We start from the raw sequence: 16,210 nt of genomic DNA, 5'->3' as shown, positions 1-16,210 counted from the left end.
GGTTCCGCCACAGTGGCGAACAGATGCCAGGCTCATGACAGCTCATGATCGAGTCAAGGGCGCGACAAAGACACACGAAGGCCGGTACGGATCACCCAAGTGGGCGCCCGCACCGGCCTGTTGACGGCTCATGTGCGGCGGGCCGACGCGTGTTCGGTCAGCCGACGAGGTTGTCCGCCAGCTCCTCCTCGCCGAGGTTGGCGTCCGTGCCGGGGATGCCGAGGTCCGAGGCCCGCTTGTCGGCCATGGCCAGCAGGCGGCGGATGCGGCCCGCGACGGCGTCCTTGGTCAGCGGCGGGTCCGCGAGGGCGCCCAGCTCCTCCAGGGAGGCCTGCTTGTGCTCCATGCGGAGCCGGCCGGCGGCCGCGAGGTGCTCCGGCACGTCGTCGGCGAGGATCTCCAGAGCCCGCTGGACCCGGGCGCCCGCGGCGACGGCCGCGCGGGCCGAGCGGCGCAGGTTGGCGTCGTCGAAGTTGGCGAGGCGGTTGGCGGTGGCGCGGACCTCACGGCGCAGCCGCCGCTCCTCCCAGGCCAGCACCGAGTCGTGGGCGCCGAGCCGGGTGAGCAGGGCGCCGATCGCGTCGCCGTCGCGGACGACGACCCGGTCCACGCCACGCACCTCGCGGGCCTTGGCGGGGATCGAGAGCCGGCGGGCGGCGCCGACCAGGGCGAGCGCGGCCTCGGGCCCCGGGCAGGTCACCTCCAGGGAGGAGGAGCGGCCGGGCTCGGTGAGCGAGCCGTGCGCCAGGAACGCGCCGCGCCAGGCGGCCTCGGCGTCGCAGGTGGCCCCCGAGACCACCTGCGGCGGCAGGCCGCGGATGGGGCGGCCCCGCCCGTCGACCAGGCCGGTCTGCCGGGCCAGCTGGTCACCGCCCGCGACCACCCGAACGACGTAACGCGAACCGCGCCGCAGCCCGCCCGGCGCCATCACGATCAGCTCCGAGCTGTGCCCGAAGATCTCCAGGATGTCCTGCTTGAGCCTGCGGGCCGCCCGCGCGGTGTCCAGCTCCGCCTCGATCACGATGCGCCCGCTCACCAGGTGGAGGCCGCCGGCGAACCGCAGGATGGCGGATACCTCCGCCTTTCTGCAGCAGGTCCGGGTGACGGGGAGCCGGGAGATCTCGTCCTTCACCGCTGCCGTCATCGCCATGGGCCGATCCTTCCATGCATCCGAAAAATACGGTCGTACGCGGCGGCCAGCAGCTCCGGGTCGTGCCTCGGGGTCCCGTCGGTCCGGGCGACCGGAGCCAGTTCGACCGCGGCGCCGAACCGTTTCGCGGCGTCGGTGAGCGAGTCACGGTCGGGCACGGCGGCCTCGTCGGCCAGCACCACGTCCAGGGCGAGTTTAGGGGCGTGTCGTCCCAAAACCTCCAAATGACGCTGCGGAGAGAACCCCTCGGTTTCTCCGGGCTGGGGCGCGAGGTTGAGGGAGAGGACCCGGCGGGCCTTCGTCTCGGCCAGCGCGTCCAGCAGATCCGGCACGAGCAGGTGCGGAATGACCGAGGAGAACCAGGAGCCCGGCCCGAGCACCACCCAGTCGGCGTCCAGGACGGCGTCCACCGCCTCCGGGACGGCCGGCGGGGCGCCCGGCACCAGGTGCACGGACTGCACCTCACCGGGCGTGAGCGCCACCGTCGCCTGCCCCCGGACGGTGTCCACCTCGTCCGGGCGGCCGGGGTCGTGCCCCCGGACCAGGGCCTGCAGCTCCAGCGGGACGGCGGACATGGGCAGCACCCGCCCGTGCGCGCCGAGCAGCTTGCCGACCAGGTCGAGCGCCTGGACGTGGTCGCCGAGCTGCTCCCACAGGGCGACGATCAGTAGATTGCCGACCGCGTGCTCGTGCAGGTCGCCCTGGGACTGGAAGCGGTGCTGGATGACGCGGGCCCAGGTCTGGCCCCAGTCGTCGTCGCCGCACAGCGCGGCCAGGGCCTTGCGCAGGTCGCCGGGCGGCAGCACGCCCAGCTCGTCGCGCAGGCGCCCGCTGGAGCCGCCGTCGTCGGCCACGGTGACGACGGCGGTCAGGTCGCCGGTGATCCGGCGCAGTGCGGCGAGCGAGGCGGACAGTCCCATGCCGCCGCCGAGGGCGACGACCTTGGGCTGGGCGCCCCGGCGGCGCGGCCTGCCGCCGCGCGCCTGTTCGGGCCGGGCGGCGCGGGTCTCGGCGGTCCTGCCGCCGCGTCCCTCGGGCACCACCCGGCGCAGCCTGCTCAGCCGCGGAGTACGTCCAGTCATTCCCGTCCCATGTCCCGGTGGACGACCACCGTCTCCACGCCCTCGGCGGCGAGCCGGGCGGCGAGCTTCTCCGACATGGCCACGGACCGGTGCTTGCCGCCCGTGCAGCCGACGGCGACGGTCACGTAGCGCTTGCCCTCCCGACGGTAGCCCGCGGCGATCAGCTGGAGCAGCTCGGCGTAGCGGTCGAGGAACTCCTTGGCGCCCGGCTGGTTGAGGACGTACGAGGAGACCTCCTCGTTCAGGCCGGTGAAGGGGCGCAGCTCCGGGACCCAGTGCGGGTTGGGCAGGAAGCGCATGTCCACGACCAGGTCGGCGTCGACCGGGAGGCCGTACTTGAAGCCGAAGGACATGACGGTGGCCCGCAGCTCGGGCTCCTCCTCGCCGGCGAACTGGGCGTCCATCTTGGCGCGCAGCTCGTGCACGTTGAGGCTGGAGGTGTCGATCACCAGGTCGGCGTCGCCGCGCAGCTCGCGCAGGAGCTGCCGCTCGGCGGCGATGCCGTCGACGATGCGGCCGTCGCCCTGGAGGGGGTGCGGGCGGCGCACCGACTCGAAGCGGCGCACCAGCGCGTCGTCGGAGGACTCCAGGAAGACGATCCGCCGGGTGACACCGCGGGTGTCGAGGTCCGCGAGGGATTCGCGCAGGTTGTCGAAGAAGCGCCGGCCGCGGACGTCGACGACGACCGCGATGCGGGCCACGTTGCCCTGCGAGCGGGCGCCCAGCTCCACCATGGTGGGGATCAGCGCCGGCGGCAGGTTGTCGACGACGAACCAGCCGAGGTCCTCCAGACACTTGGCGGCCGTCGAGCGGCCGGCTCCGGACATGCCGGAGATGATCACCAGCTCGGGGATGGCCGCCTCGTGCGCCCCGGCTGTTTCCTTGCCCGTACTCACCTGTGCTCCGTCGTCCTGGCCCGGTCCGGGGCCGGCCGTCTGCCGGCCGGCGTCCTCGCCGGTCGTGCGGTGGGTCTGTTCTCGTCCGGCTGTGGGCTGTGCCTCGTGCTCGGTCATCTCTCCTGCCCCCGTCGTTCGTCCGGGGTGCCCGCGGACACGGGCTCCCCCGGGGCGTCCGCCGTCGTCTCGGGCGCCCCGTCCTCGTCATCCATGATCTCTCCGGTCGCCGTGTTGACGGCGGGCGCGGCCGGGGTGGCCCGGGCGAGGGCCACGGCGACCGTCTCGGCCGTCTTCCGGCCTATGCCGGGCACCTCGCAGATCTGGTCGATCGTCGCCGACCGCAGCTTCTTCACCGAACCGAAGTGTTTGATCAGCGCCTGCTTGCGGGTCTCCCCCAGGCCCGGCACCTCGTCCAGCGGGCTGGAGCGGAAGCGTTTGGCACGCTTGGTGCGCTGATAGGTGATCGCGAAGCGGTGGGCCTCGTCGCGGACCCGCTGGAGCAGGTACAGGCCCTCGCTGGTGCGGGGCAGGACGACCGGGTCGTCCTCGCGGGGCAGCCAGACCTCCTCCAGGCGCTTGGCGAGGCCGCAGACGGCGATGTCGTCGATGCCGAGCTCGTCCAGGGCCCGCTGGGCGGCCGCCACCTGCGGCTGTCCGCCGTCGACGACGACGAGCTGGGGCGGGTAGGCGAAGCGCTTGGGGCGGCCGTCGTCGTCCTTGAGGGCCGGCCCGTCCGTCAGGGCGAGGTCGTCGGCGGCGTCGCGGGGGGTGGCGTGGGGGTCGGGTGCGGTGCCGTTGCCGGGCGCGGCGTCGCGGCCGGGGGTCTCGCCGTCGGTGGTGGCCGTCGTGGCGCCGTCGTCCTCCCCGTCCGCCCACTCGCCGGTCCGCTCCTTCTCGGCGAGATAGCGGCGGAAGCGGCGGGTGATGACCTCGTGCATGGAACGGACGTCGTCCTGTCCCCGGAAGCCCTTGATCTGGAACCGGCGGTATTCGCTCTTCCGGGCCAGTCCGTCCTCGAAGACGACCATGGAGGCCACGACGTCGTCGCCCTGGAGGTGGGAGATGTCGTAGCACTCGATCCGCAGCGGGGCGCTGTCGAGATCCAGGGCGTCGGCGATCTCCTCCAGGGCGCGCGAACGCGTCGTCAGGTCGGAGGCGCGCTTGGTCTTGTGCAGGACGAGAGCCTGCTGGGCGTTGCGCTGGACGGTCTCCATCAGCGCCTTCTTGTCGCCGCGCTGCGGGATGCGCAGCGACACGCCCGAACCCCGGCGGTCGGTCAGCCACTGCTGGACCGGCTCCACCGGCTCGGGCAGGGCGGGGACCAGGACCTCCTTGGGAACGGCGTCCCCGCTCTCCTCCCCGTACAACTGCTGGAGGGCGTGTTCCACGAGGGCGCCGGTGGTGATCTCCTCCACCTTGTCGGTGACCCAGCCGCGCTGGCCGCGCACGCGTCCGCCGCGCACGTGGAAGATCTGGACGGCGGCCTCCAGCTCGTCCTCCGCGACCGCGATCAGGTCGGCGTCGGTGGCGTCGGCGAGCACGACCGCGCTCTTCTCCATGGCCTTCCTGAGCGCCCCGATGTCGTCGCGCAGGCGCGCCGCCCGCTCGTACTCCATGTCCTCGGCCGCCTCGCCCATCTTCCGCTCCAGACGGCGCAGATAGGTGCCGGTGCGGCCGGCCATGAAGTCGCAGAACTCCTCGGCCAGCTCCTGGTGGTCCTCGGCGGAGATCCGTTCCACGCAGGGGGCGGAGCACTTGCCGATGTAGCCGAGCAGACAGGGGCGGCCGGTACGGGCGGCGTTCTTGAAGACACCGGCGGAGCAGGTGCGCACCGGGAAGACGCGCAACAGGAGGTCGACCGTGTCGCGGATCGCCCAGGCGTGCCCGTACGGCCCGAAGTAGCGCACGCCCTTCTTCTTGTGGCCGCGCATCACCTGGACGCGTGGGAACTCCTCGTTCATCGTCACCGCGAGGTACGGGTAGCTCTTGTCGTCGCGGTACTTGACGTTGAACCGGGGGTCGTACTCCTTGATCCAGGAGTACTCCAGCTGGAGCGCCTCGACCTCCGTGGACACCACGGTCCACTCCACGGACGCGGCCGTGGTGACCATGGTGCGGGTGCGGGGGTGAAGGTTCGCCAGGTCCTGGAAGTAGTTCGCCAGGCGCTGGCGCAGGCTCTTCGCCTTTCCGACGTAGATCACCCGGCGGTGCTCGTCACGGAACCTGTACACCCCCGGGGAGTCCGGGATCTCACCCGGCCTGGGGCGGTAGCTGGAGGGGTCGGCCATGAGTCACACCCTACTGGCGAGGGCCGACACTCCGGCGGGGCTGTGGACGACGGGTCCGGCCCCTGTGGACGGCCGTCCGGGGAAGCCCGGGGAGGACGGTCCGGGGCCGGTCGGTCACGCCGCGTGCCCTCGGGACGGCGGGCCCGTGCGTTCTCGGCCAGGAGTGCGTGACGGTCGGGCGTCAGGTGTTGTCGGGACTAGGTCAACACGCTTCAATGCGGGGGGACTCGGGGCCCTGAAGCACGGCGTACGGATGTGAAGACCGCTGCGCCGCGACCGGGGGAGGGCGGCCCCGGCGATCCGCGTCGAACGGTCTGACCAGCCGTCGTGAACTTCACAGAAAGGCCCCTGCATGCCGCACGCCACACAGCACGCGGACGTCGCCACCGCGGAACTCGACTCGGCCCTGCGCGGTGGCCCCTTCCACGCGGCCCTGCGGGCCGCGATCGCCGCTCGCGGACTACCGCTGCAGCGTGTGCAGCACCATCTGTCGCGCCACGGGGTGAAGGTGGGCGTCACCAGCCTGAGCTACTGGCAGCAGGGCGCCCGCCGCCCGCAGCGCCCCGAGTCGCTGCGGGCCGTGCGAGCCCTGGAGGAGATACTCCAGCTGCCCGAGGAGTCGCTGATCCGCCTGCTCGCCGAGGCCGAGGAGGACTCCCCCGAGCGGCGGCCCGCCACCCGCTCCTACCGCGCCCACCTGGAGGCTTCCGGCGTCCTGGACCGGCTGCTGGCCGAACTGGACCAGCCGTCGCCGGACAGCGGGGTGCACATCCTCGGGCACCACGAACTGATCCGCGTCGGAGCCCACCGGGAACTGGCGGGACGCGAGTCGCACCACATCGTCCGCGCCCACCGCGACGGCGTCGATCGCTTCGTCGCCGTCCACTACGGCGATCCGGGATGCGCTCCCGCGCGGATGACGGTCCACGCGCTGGAGAACTGCCGCACGGGCCGCGTCCGCATCCACCACGACACCGGTCTGCTGGTGACCGAGGTGCTCTTCGACACGTGGCTGCGCGCCGGGGACACCCATCTCTTCCGCTACGGCGTGGAGGACGGCACGGCGGGGGTGTCTCGGGAGTACGTCCGCGGGTTCGGTTCGGCGGGCGGGCAGTACGCGCTCCAGGTGCGGTTCGACGCCGCGGCGCTGCCGGTGCGCTGCCACCGGTTCACCCAGCACTCGCCGGCGGCACCGCGCGGCGGCCGGCAGGAGCTGGCCCTCAGCGGCAGGCACCACTCGGTGCACCTGGTGGAGCCGCGGGCGCGGACGGGGATGCTGGGGATCGGGTGGGACTGGGAGTAGGCGGCGCGGGCGGGCGCGGTGACCGGCAGCCCCTCGCCGGCCGCTGTCAGGTCCCGGGGCTCGCGACGATGCGGCCCCGCTTCACCTCGACCGGGAGTTCGATGAGCGGCGCGGTCGCCGGGGCGTGCAGCACCTCGCCGGTCCGGGCGTCGAACTCGCTGCCGTGACAGGGGCAGACCAGCTTCGTGCCCTCCAGCTTCTTGATGGGGCACCCGGCGTGCGTGCAGACCGTGCTGAACGCCTTCAGGGTGCCGTCCTCGGCCCGGCTGACCACCACGTTGCCGTCGGGGTAGAGCTTCGTCGCGCCCTTGGCGACCTCGCCCTCCGCTCCCAGCTCGACGGGCGCGGTGGGCCTGGCCGGGGCGGCGCCGTCGTCGCCCGGTGAGCAGGCGGCCGTCGCGAGTCCGGCGACGGGGGTGAGGGCCGCCGAGCGCAGGACGGTACGGCGGCTCGGGGCGGGGCGGCCAGGCATGGGGTCTCCACTGTTCAGGGGGCGTGCAGGGCGACGATATCCGGCGGGCGGGTCGGCGTTCCGGGGCGGGTGGGTTGTTCCGGACCTGCGACGTAAACGTTTGCGCAAGCGTTTACGCCGACCCGGCGCATGGGGTACGGTCCCGGCCGACGCACGCACACGCGGCACCGAGCCGGTGCGCGGCGATACGGAGATGGGGACGCCGATGCCGACCATGGTGGATGTCGCCCGGAGCGCGGGGGTCTCCGTGGCGACCGTCTCGCACGTGCTCAACGACACGCGCCCGGTCCTGCCGGGCACCCGCCAGGCGGTGCTCGACGCCGTCGAGGAGCTGGGCTACACCCCCAACACGCTGGCCCGTTCCCTGGTGACCTCCCGCACCCGCTCGATCGGGCTCGCGGTGTCGGCGATCAGCAACCCGTACTTCACGGAGATCCTCCAGGGCGTCGAGGCCAGTGCGCTGGAGCACGGCTACAGCCTGCTCATCGCCGACCCGCACGACGATCCCGGGCACGAGCGCAAGGTCGTACAGCTGCTGCACGAGCGGCGCGTGGACGGCATGATCGTCGCGCCCTCCGCCGAGCCGGGGGACCTGGTCGCCTATCTGGGGCGCCACCGGGTGCCGGCCGTGTTCCTCGACCGGGTGGTCGAGGTGCCGGAGGGCGACGGCGCGCCGCGCTTCGACCAGGTCTGCGCAGAGGGCGCCGAGCCGACGGCGCTGCTCGTCGGTCACCTCGCCGGACTCGGCCATCGCCGGATCGGCCTGGTCGCGGGCCGGCCGGGGCTCAGCACGACGCGCGAGCGGATCACCGGGTACCGGCACGGCCTCGCGGCCGCCGGACTGCCCTTCGACGACCGGCTGCTGGTCCACGGCGACTCCGAGGCGGAAGGCGGCGAACGAGCCACCGCGGCCCTGCTGTCGCGGGCGGTGCCACCCACCGCGCTGGTCACGGCCAACAACGCGATGACGATCGGCGCGCTGCGGGCCCTCCGGGACCGGGGCCTGTCCGTGCCCGGCGACCTCGCGCTGTGCTGCTTCGACGACTTCGCGTGGGCCGACCTCTTCACGCCGCGCCTCACCGCCGTCGCCCAGCCCAGCAGGGATCTCGGCGCGCGGGCCGTGCGGCTGCTGCTGGAACGCCTCGCCGCGCCGGACCGGCCCGCCCGGACCGTGCGCCTGCCCTGCGCCTTCGTCCACCGCACGTCCTGCGGCTGCCCCGAGCAGACCGGGCAAGCCCACGTCACCGCTCCCGAAAGGACCCTCCCGTGATCGTCGTCGCCGGTGAGGCACTGATCGACCTGGTACCGCAGGGCACGGGCGCCCTCGCCGCTCTGCGGCCCGCCCTCGGCGGCGGTCCGTACAACACGGCCGTCGCACTCGGCCGCCTCGGCTCCCCCACCGCCTTCTGCTCCCGGGTCTCGTACGACGCCTTCGGTGAGGCGCTCCTGGACCGGCTGCGGGAGACGGGTGTGGACGTCGCGCCCGTGCAGCGCGGGACCGAGCCGACGACGCTCGCCGTGGCCTCGGTGGACGCGGACGGTTCGGCCGCCTACTCCTTCTACGTGGACGGCACGGCGGACCGGCTGTTCACGGTGCCCGCCGACCTGCCGCCGGGCACCCGGGCAGTGTCCTTCGGGACCTGCTCACTGGTGCTGGAGCCCGGTGCGAGCGCGTACGAGGGGCTGCTGCGCGAGACGGCCGCGCGGGGCGTCTTCACGGCGCTGGACCCGAACATCAGGGCCGGGCTGATTCCCGAACCGGACGCCTACCGGGCCCGGTTCAAGAGCTGGCTGCCGTCCGTGTCGCTGCTGAAGTTGTCCGAGGAGGATGCCGCGTGGCTCGGCGGCACGCCCCGTCAGTGGCTGGCGTCCGGGCCGGCGGCGGTCGTGGTCACCCGGGGCGGCGCCGGGCTGACCGCGTTCACCCGCGACGGGGGCGAGTACGCGGTGCCGGGTGAGCGGGTCGAGGTGGTGGACACGATCGGTGCGGGCGACACGGTGAACGCGGCACTGCTGCACGGCCTCGCGGCACGCGACGCCCTCGACCCCGACGGCCTGGCCGCCCTGGGACCGGAGGGGTGGACGGGGCTGCTGGGCTTCGCCGCCCGCGCGGCCGCGCTCACCTGCTCCCGCGCGGGCGCCGAACCGCCGTACGCCCACGAGATGACCGTCTGACGGCGCGCCCGGCGGGCGCGGACCGCACGGACGCGGGTCGTCAAGCCCGCGGGCGCCCGCACGGCCGACCCGGGCCGCATGTGCGACGCGCCGGGGCCCACGGATGATGGTGGGCCCCGGCGCGTCGATGTCGGCCGGTGCGGCGGCGCCGGACTCGGCTCAGGCCTTGCTCGTCCGCGTCGTCTTCTTCGCGGCGGGCTTGGCGGCCTTCTTGGCCGTCTTCGCGGCGGAGGTCTTCGCGGCGGTCTTCTTCGCCGCGGCCCCCTTGGGAGCGGCCTTCTTCGCGGCCGTGTCCGCGACCGGCTTCGTCGCGGTCTTCTTGGCGGTGGCCTTGGCCGCCACCGTCTTCGCCGCCGCCTTGCGCGGGCTCCGCACGGAGGACGCGTCGCTGATCCGGTCGGCGCCGAGGACGTCCCGCAGGAACTTGCCGGTGTGGCTGGTGGCAACCCCGGCGACCTGCTCGGGCGTGCCCTCGGCGACCACCAGGCCACCGCCGGCGCCGCCCTCGGGACCCATGTCGACGACCCAGTCGGCGGTCTTGATCACGTCGAGGTTGTGCTCGATGACGATGACCGTGTTGCCCTTGTCGACCAGGCCGGCCAGGACCGTCAGCAGCTTGCTGATGTCCTCGAAGTGCAGACCGGTGGTCGGCTCGTCCAGGACGTAGACCGTGCGGCCGGTGGAGCGGCGCTGAAGCTCGCTGGCGAGCTTGACGCGCTGGGCCTCACCGCCGGACAGGGTGGTCGCCGACTGGCCGAGCCGGACGTAGCCGAGACCGACGTCCTTGAGCGTCTTCATGTGCCGGGAGATCGCGGGGACCGCCTCGAAGAAATCGGTCGCCTCCTCGATCGGCATGTTCAGGACGTCGGCGATGGACTTGCCCTTGTAGTGGACCTCCAGGGTCTCCCGGTTGTACCGGGCACCGTGGCAGACCTCGCACGGGACGTAGACGTCCGGGAGGAAGTTCATCTCGATCTTGATCGTGCCGTCGCCCGCGCAGTTCTCGCAGCGGCCGCCCTTGACGTTGAAGGAGAAGCGGCCGGGCAGGTAGCCGCGGACCTTCGCCTCCGTCGTCTCGGCGAACAGCTTGCGGACGTGGTCGAAGACTCCGGTGTACGTCGCCGGGTTGGACCGCGGGGTGCGGCCGATGGGCGACTGGTCGACGTGCACGACCTTGTCGACGAGGTCGTCGCCGTCCACGCGCGTGTGGCGGCCGGGCACGCTCCGGGCGCCGTTCAGCTCGCGGGCCAGGTGCGTGTACAGGATGTCGTTGACCAGGGTCGACTTGCCGGAACCGGAGACACCGGTGACGGCCGTGAAGACGCCCAGCGGGAAGGACACGTCGATGTCCTGGAGGTTGTTCTCCCGGGCGCCGTGCACGGTGAGCTGCCGGGACGGGTCGTGCGGGCGCCGGATGTCGGGCAGCGGGATGGCCTTCCTGCCGGACAGGTACAGGCCGGTCTGCGACTCGGCGTTGTCGAGCAGCCCCTTGAGGGAGCCGCTGTGCACGACCTTGCCGCCGTGCTCACCGGCGCCGGGGCCGATGTCGACGATCCAGTCGGCGACCTTGATGGTGTCCTCGTCGTGCTCGACGACGATGAGGGTGTTGCCCATGTCGCGGAGCCGGACGAGGGTCTCGATCAGCCGGTGGTTGTCGCGCTGGTGCAGGCCGATGGACGGCTCGTCGAGGACGTAGAGCACGCCGACGAGTCCGGAGCCGATCTGGGTGGCCAGCCGGATGCGCTGGGCCTCGCCGCCGGAGAGCGTGCCGGCCGCGCGGTTCAGCGAGAGGTAGTCCAGGCCGACGTCGACCAGGAAGCGGAGTCGCTCGTTGACCTCCTTGAGCACGCGCTCGGCGATCTTCTTGTCGCGGGCGCTGAGCTTGAGCTCGCCCAGGAAGTCGGCGCAGTCGCTGATGGACATCGCCGAGACCTCGGCGATCGACTTGCCCATGACGGTGACCGCGAGGACCAGCGGCTTGAGCCGGGTGCCCTCACAGGTGGGGCAGGGCACCTCGCGCATGTACCCCTCGAAGCGCTCACGGCTGGAGTCGCTCTCGGCCTCGCTGTGCCGGCGCTTGACGAACGGGATCGCGCCCTCGAACGCCGTGGTGTACCGGCGCTCGCGGCCGTACCGGTTGCGGTAGCGGACCTCGACCTGGGTCTTGTGGCCGTTCAGCAGGGCCTTGCGGGCGCGCAGCGGGAGGCCCGCGAAGGGGATGTCCGTGCGGAAGCCGAGCGCGTCCGCGAGGGCGCCGATCAGGCGGCCGAAGTAGTCCTTGGTGTGCCCGTGCGACCAGGGGTGGATGGCGCCCTCGTCGAGGGACTTGTCCTCGTCGGGGACGATCAGCTCCGGGTCGACCTCCATGCGGGTGCCGATGCCGGAGCAGTCGGGGCAGGCGCCGAAGGGCGAGTTGAAGGAGAAGGAGCGGGGCTCCAGCTCCTCGAAGGACAGGTCGTCGTACGGGCAGTACAGGTGCTCCGAGTACATGCGCTCGCGCTCGGGGTCGTCCTCGGGGAGGTCGACGAAGTCGAGCACGACCATGCCGCCGGACAGTCCGAGCGCGGTCTCGACGGAGTCGGTGAGGCGGCGCTTGGCGGAGTCCTTGACGGTGAGGCGGTCGACGACCACCTCGATGGTGTGCTTCTCCTGCTTCTTCAGCGTCGGCGGGGTGGAGAGCTGGATGGTCTCGCCGTCCACCCGCGCGCGGGAGTAGCCCTTGGTCTGGAGCTCCGCGAACAGGTCCACGAACTCGCCCTTGCGCTCGCGCACCAGCGGCGACAGCACCTGGAAGCGGCTGCCCTCGGGCAGCTCGAGGACCTTGTCGACGATGGCCTGCGGCGACTGGCGCGAGATCGGCCGGCCGCATTCCGGGCAGTGCGGCTTGCCGATTCGGGCGAAGAGCAGGCGCAGGTAGTCGTAGACCTCGGTGATGGTGCCGACCGTGGAGCGCGGGTTGCGCGAGGTCGACTTCTGGTCGATGGAGACCGCCGGGGAGAGGCCCTCGATGAAGTCGACGTCCGGCTTGTCCATCTGGCCGAGGAACTGCCGGGCGTAGGAGGAGAGGGACTCCACGTAGCGCCGCTGACCCTCGGCGAAGATCGTGTCGAAGGCCAGGGAGGACTTGCCCGACCCGGAGAGGCCCGTGAAGACGATGAGCGAGTCACGCGGCAGGTCGAGCGAGACGTTCTTCAGGTTGTGCTCGCGCGCGCCACGGACGATGAGACGGTCGGCCACGCCGGTCCGCACCTTTCTTGAGAGAAGTGACAGGGGCGGGGCCCCCGTCTTTTCTCAGACTAGGGGGAGCCACTGACAACGCCGGTCGGATTCACCGGTTGTCAACAAACCCCGACTTCCCAGCATGCCCGACGCCGCCTCCGACCTTATAGCACGCACATTCGAATAGCGGGGGTCGTCCGCAACCTTCACCCGAAGGTGTGGCCCGGTCTAGGGTCAGCACCATGATTGATCACGCTCATGACCTGGCGTCTGTACGTGACGCGACCGAGCGGCTGCTCACCGCGGTCGGGAAACTGGACAACGCGTCCGTGACGCAGTCGTCACGGCTTCCCGGCTGGACCCGCGGCCACGTCCTCGCCCACCTCGCCCGCAACGCCGACGCGCTCGTGAACGTCCTCGAAGGACGTCCCATGTACGTCTCCGGCGAGGCCCGGGACGCCGACATCGAGCGGGACGCCCCGCGGTCCCTCGACGCCCAGCTCGCGGACGTCCGCGAGAGCGCGGCCGGATTCCAGGCGGCCGGTGCGGCGCCCGCGGACTGGTCGCGCACGGTGGAGCTGCGCAACGGTGTCACCGACTCCGCGTCCCGGGTGCCGTTCCGGCGGTGGGTCGAGGTGGAGCTGCACCACGTGGACCTGGGCATCGGGTACGAGCTGGAGGATCTTCCGGCGGAGTTCACCGGGCGCGAGACCGACTTCCTCGCCGCCCGCTTCACCGGGCACCCGGACGTGCCGCCCACCCGGCTGACGGACGGTACGCACGCGTGGCGCACGGGCCGGGAGGCGGAGGCACCGGAGGTGACCGTGACAGGTTCCCCGGCGGATCTGCTCGGCTGGCTCGCCGGGCGCCGAGAAGGCTCCGCGCTCACGGTGACGGGCGGCCCGCTGCCGGAACTCCCGCCGCTGTAGCCGGTGCACGGCGGTCCGCGGACCGCCTCCCGGAGCTAGGCTGGCCGTCATGACGTACAGCGGAGAGGTGACGGTCGGCGGACCCGCCGACGTGCACGAGCTCAAGGACCTGATGATCACCAAGGTCGCGGTCGGCCCGATGAACAACAACGCCTATCTGCTGCGCTGCCGGGCCACCGACGAGCAACTGCTGATCGACGCCGCCAACGACGCGCACACACTGCTGGGCACGATCGGTGACGACGGCATCGCGTCCGTCGTCACCACCCACCGCCACGGCGACCACTGGCAGGCGCTCGCCGAGGTCGTCGCCGCCACCGGGGCCCGCACCCATGCCGGCCGCTACGACGCCGAGGGCATCCCGGTGCCGACCGACGTCGCGGTCGACGACGGGGACACGATCAGGGTGGGGCAGGTGGAACTCACCGCTCGCCACCTGGTCGGCCACACGCCGGGTTCCATCGTCCTGGTGTACGACGACCCGCACGGGCACCCCCATGTGTTCACGGGGGACTGCCTCTTCCCGGGCGGTGTGGGCAACACCCACAAGGACCCGAAGGCGTTCGCGAGCCTGCTCCACGACGTGGAGACGAAGGTCTTCGACGTGCTCGCGGACGAGACGTGGGTCTATCCCGGCCACGGCGACGACACCACGCTCGGCGCGGAGCGGCCGCATCTGCCGGAGTGGCGCGCACGCGGCTGGTGAGCGACGGGAGCGCGGCGCGGACACCCCGCGCTCGCACCGGCGTGCGCGCCCCGTGTGACGCGTTCGCACACACCGGTGCTCCGCACGCGCTCCCGGCCCGCCTACGGGGGCGGTCCACTGAAGGCAGCCCCGCGCGGGATGACGGCTCCCGTGCGGTACGGGCCGCCGGTCTCCCGATTCCCGCCCTCGACCGGCGGCCCCGGCGGGCTCAGGCCCGGGCCTGCCCCGTCCCGGCCAGCGCGGCGACCCGCTCCACGGCGAACGCGTATCCCTGCACACCACACCCCGCGATGACTCCGTCGGCGCGCTGCGAGACGTAGGAGTGGTGCCGGAACGGCTCCCGCTGGTGGATGTTGGAGATGTGGACCTCCACCACGGGCAGCCCGTCGCAGGTGTTGAGCGCGTCCAGGACGGCCACGGAGGTGTGCGAGTAGGCGGCGGGATTGATCACGATCCCGCAGTGGTTCAGCCGGGCCTCGTGGATCCAGTCGACCAGCTCGCCCTCGTGGTTGGACTGCCGGAAGTCCACCGTGCCGCCGTGTGCCGCCGCGGCCTTCACGCACAGGGCCTCGACGTCGGCAAGGGTGTCGGAGCCGTAGATCTCCGGCTGTCGCTGGCCCAGCAGGTTCAGGTTGGGGCCGTTGAGGATCATGATCGGGGCGTTGGCCAGGGTGCGGGGCACGGTTCCTCCGGTCCGTGAGGGGTGCGGCGGCCCTTGCGCGACCGCTGCTCGGCCCCCGGTCTATCACGGTGCATCGGAGCCCAGACCGGCCGTCCCCTGCGCCTACGGGTTGATCGCGAGCTCCAAGTACGCCGCGAACAGCACCAGGTGCACTCCTCCTTGGAGGGGGGTGGCCCGTCCCGGCACGACGGTCAGCGAGGCGACGACCACGGTCAGGGCGAGCAGCACCATGTGGATGGCGCTCAGGCCCAGGACCAGCGGCCCGGTGAGCCACACGGAGGCCAGGGCGACCGCGGGAATGGTCAGGCCGATGCTCGCCATCGCCGAGCCGAGGGCGAGGTTCATGCTGGTCTGCACCCGGTCGCGGCGCGCGGAACGCACCGCGGCGATGGTCTCGGGGAGCAGCACCAGCAGGGCGATGATGACGCCGACCACGGCGTGGTGGAGCCCGGCGGCCTCCACTCCGTCCTCGATGGTCGGCGACACCCCCTTCGCCAGTCCGACGACGCCGATCAGCGCCAGGGCCAGCATCACCAGGCTGGTCAGGGCGGTACGGGCGGACGGTGCGTGGGCGTGCTCCTCGACCGTGATCACTTCGCCGTGCCGGGTGATCGGCAGGAAGTAGTCGCGGTGCCGCACGGTCAGGGTGGCGATGAACAGGCCGTAGAGGATCAGCGAGGAGAGCGCCGCGAAGGTGAGCTGCACGGTGGAGAACTCGGGGCCGGGCGCGCTGGTGGTGAACGTCGGCAGCACCAGGCTGAGGGTGGCCAGGGTCGCCACCGTCGCGAGGGCGGCGCCGGTGCCCTCGGCGTTGAACTGGGCGATGCCGTGCCGGAGGGAGCCGACCAGGAGGCTGAGGCCCACCACGCCGTTGCAGGTGATCATCACGGCGGCGAAGACCGTGTCCCTGGCCAGGGTGGCGCTCTTGTCGCCGCCGTCCACCATCAGCGTCACGATGAGCGCGACCTCGATGACCGTCACCGCGACGGCGAGGACCAGGGAACCGAAGGGTTCACCGACCCGATGGGCCACGACCTCCGCGTGGTGCACGGCGGCCAGGACGGCCGTCGCGAGGACGACCGTCATCAGCGCGACCAGGGCTCCGGGCAGATCGCGTCCCCAGGTGAGGATCAGCAGCACCACCGCGGCCATCGGGCTGATGGCCGTCCACTGTGTGATGAGGTCCCTGGGACGCGTGATCATGCGGCGATCGTCGCAGAGGGCGACGTGCCCCGCATTCTCTGTCACACGGACCGGCGAAGGAGAAGCGGCGGGCGGCTCCTCGCCGCCCGCCGCTCCCGGTGGTGG

General features: G+C 72.3%; 13 protein-coding genes. 5 read left to right on the top strand and 8 right to left on the bottom strand.

The window, feature by feature from the left end; all coding sequences use genetic code 11:
• Positions 1-157: 157 nt before the first annotated feature.
• Genes whiA through uvrC form a run of 4 tightly spaced genes read right to left on the bottom strand, consistent with a single transcriptional unit; the run spans position 158 to position 5,416 of the window.
• A complete protein-coding gene (gene whiA, locus ACZ67M_RS05360; RefSeq protein ID WP_122615079.1) occupies positions 158-1,150 on the bottom strand; it encodes a DNA-binding protein WhiA in 993 nt (330 codons plus the stop codon).
• Positions 1,141-2,232, bottom strand: coding sequence for a gluconeogenesis factor YvcK family protein (locus ACZ67M_RS05355; RefSeq protein ID WP_125492556.1), 1,092 nt, complete (start codon positions 2,230-2,232; stop codon positions 1,141-1,143). Before ACZ67M_RS05355 ends, whiA begins: the two co-directional genes overlap by 10 nt.
• Positions 2,229-3,245, bottom strand: a complete 1,017-nt coding sequence (rapZ, locus tag ACZ67M_RS05350; protein WP_361361325.1) for an RNase adapter RapZ — start codon at positions 3,243-3,245, stop codon at positions 2,229-2,231. The genes ACZ67M_RS05355 and rapZ overlap by 4 nt, the downstream gene beginning before the upstream one ends.
• Positions 3,242-5,416, bottom strand: coding sequence for an excinuclease ABC subunit UvrC (gene uvrC, locus ACZ67M_RS05345; protein ID WP_469849611.1), 2,175 nt, complete (start codon positions 5,414-5,416; stop codon positions 3,242-3,244). Before uvrC ends, rapZ begins: the two co-directional genes overlap by 4 nt.
• A 352-nt stretch (positions 5,417-5,768) precedes the next feature.
• On the opposite strand from uvrC, the gene ACZ67M_RS05340 reads away from it, so the two are divergent.
• Positions 5,769-6,719: a hypothetical protein gene (locus tag ACZ67M_RS05340; protein ID WP_361361329.1), complete on the top strand. Its 951-nt coding sequence runs from the start codon at positions 5,769-5,771 to the stop codon at positions 6,717-6,719.
• A 46-nt stretch (positions 6,720-6,765) separates the two neighbouring features.
• On the opposite strand, the gene ACZ67M_RS05335 is transcribed toward ACZ67M_RS05340, so the two are convergent.
• Positions 6,766-7,191: a Rieske (2Fe-2S) protein gene (locus ACZ67M_RS05335; RefSeq protein ID WP_361361331.1), complete on the bottom strand. Its 426-nt coding sequence runs from the start codon at positions 7,189-7,191 to the stop codon at positions 6,766-6,768.
• A gap of 205 nt (positions 7,192-7,396) precedes the next feature.
• On the opposite strand from ACZ67M_RS05335, the gene ACZ67M_RS05330 reads away from it, so the two are divergent.
• Positions 7,397-8,461 carry a LacI family DNA-binding transcriptional regulator gene (locus tag ACZ67M_RS05330; protein WP_469849609.1) on the top strand — a complete coding sequence of 355 codons (1,065 nt, stop codon included), beginning with the start codon at positions 7,397-7,399 and terminating at the stop codon, positions 8,459-8,461.
• Positions 8,458-9,366: a carbohydrate kinase family protein gene (locus ACZ67M_RS05325; RefSeq protein WP_469849608.1), complete on the top strand. Its 909-nt coding sequence runs from the start codon at positions 8,458-8,460 to the stop codon at positions 9,364-9,366. The genes ACZ67M_RS05330 and ACZ67M_RS05325 overlap by 4 nt, the downstream gene beginning before the upstream one ends.
• A gap of 159 nt (positions 9,367-9,525) precedes the next feature.
• Here ACZ67M_RS05325 and uvrA read toward each other — a convergent pair whose 3' ends face one another.
• Positions 9,526-12,603, bottom strand: a complete 3,078-nt coding sequence (gene uvrA, locus ACZ67M_RS05320) for an excinuclease ABC subunit UvrA (RefSeq protein ID WP_469849606.1) — start codon at positions 12,601-12,603, stop codon at positions 9,526-9,528.
• A gap of 224 nt (positions 12,604-12,827) precedes the next feature.
• Here uvrA and ACZ67M_RS05315 point away from each other — a divergent pair, with 224 nt between their 5' ends.
• Positions 12,828-13,514, top strand: coding sequence for a maleylpyruvate isomerase family mycothiol-dependent enzyme (locus ACZ67M_RS05315; protein WP_361361339.1), 687 nt, complete (start codon positions 12,828-12,830; stop codon positions 13,512-13,514).
• Between the two features lie 49 nt (positions 13,515-13,563).
• The gene (locus ACZ67M_RS05310; protein ID WP_122615069.1) at positions 13,564-14,220 is read left to right on the top strand and encodes an MBL fold metallo-hydrolase; all 657 of its coding nucleotides are present in this window, start codon (positions 13,564-13,566) and stop codon (positions 14,218-14,220) included.
• Positions 14,221-14,428: 208 nt separating this feature from the next.
• On the opposite strand, the gene aroQ is transcribed toward ACZ67M_RS05310, so the two are convergent.
• The gene (gene aroQ / locus ACZ67M_RS05305; RefSeq protein ID WP_122615068.1) at positions 14,429-14,902 is read right to left on the bottom strand and encodes a type II 3-dehydroquinate dehydratase; all 474 of its coding nucleotides are present in this window, start codon (positions 14,900-14,902) and stop codon (positions 14,429-14,431) included.
• A 102-nt stretch (positions 14,903-15,004) separates the two neighbouring features.
• Positions 15,005-16,105, bottom strand: coding sequence for a calcium:cation antiporter (locus ACZ67M_RS05300; protein ID WP_385802995.1), 1,101 nt, complete (start codon positions 16,103-16,105; stop codon positions 15,005-15,007).
• Between the last annotated feature and the right edge of the window lie 105 nt (positions 16,106-16,210).

The organism is Streptomyces sp. NPDC107500, from assembly GCF_055582785.1.
The sequence above is the reverse complement of the archived record's forward strand: the minus strand, read 5'-3'. Positions and strand labels throughout refer to the sequence as shown.

What these genes read in the sequence shown, in the direction of transcription:
- whiA (WP_122615079.1), bottom strand. Translation starts at nt 1,150, where the DNA reads ATGGCGATGACGGCAGCGGTGAAGGACGAGATCTCCCGGCTCCCCGTC.
- ACZ67M_RS05355 (WP_125492556.1), bottom strand. Translation starts at nt 2,232, where the DNA reads ATGACTGGACGTACTCCGCGGCTGAGCAGGCTGCGCCGGGTGGTGCCC.
- rapZ (WP_361361325.1), bottom strand. Translation starts at nt 3,245, where the DNA reads ATGACCGAGCACGAGGCACAGCCCACAGCCGGACGAGAACAGACCCAC.
- uvrC (WP_469849611.1), bottom strand. Translation starts at nt 5,416, where the DNA reads ATGGCCGACCCCTCCAGCTACCGCCCCAGGCCGGGTGAGATCCCGGAC.
- ACZ67M_RS05340 (WP_361361329.1), top strand. Translation starts at nt 5,769, where the DNA reads ATGCCGCACGCCACACAGCACGCGGACGTCGCCACCGCGGAACTCGAC.
- ACZ67M_RS05335 (WP_361361331.1), bottom strand. Translation starts at nt 7,191, where the DNA reads ATGCCTGGCCGCCCCGCCCCGAGCCGCCGTACCGTCCTGCGCTCGGCG.
- ACZ67M_RS05330 (WP_469849609.1), top strand. Translation starts at nt 7,397, where the DNA reads ATGCCGACCATGGTGGATGTCGCCCGGAGCGCGGGGGTCTCCGTGGCG.
- ACZ67M_RS05315 (WP_361361339.1), top strand. Translation starts at nt 12,828, where the DNA reads ATGATTGATCACGCTCATGACCTGGCGTCTGTACGTGACGCGACCGAG.
- ACZ67M_RS05310 (WP_122615069.1), top strand. Translation starts at nt 13,564, where the DNA reads ATGACGTACAGCGGAGAGGTGACGGTCGGCGGACCCGCCGACGTGCAC.
- ACZ67M_RS05300 (WP_385802995.1), bottom strand. Translation starts at nt 16,105, where the DNA reads ATGATCACGCGTCCCAGGGACCTCATCACACAGTGGACGGCCATCAGC.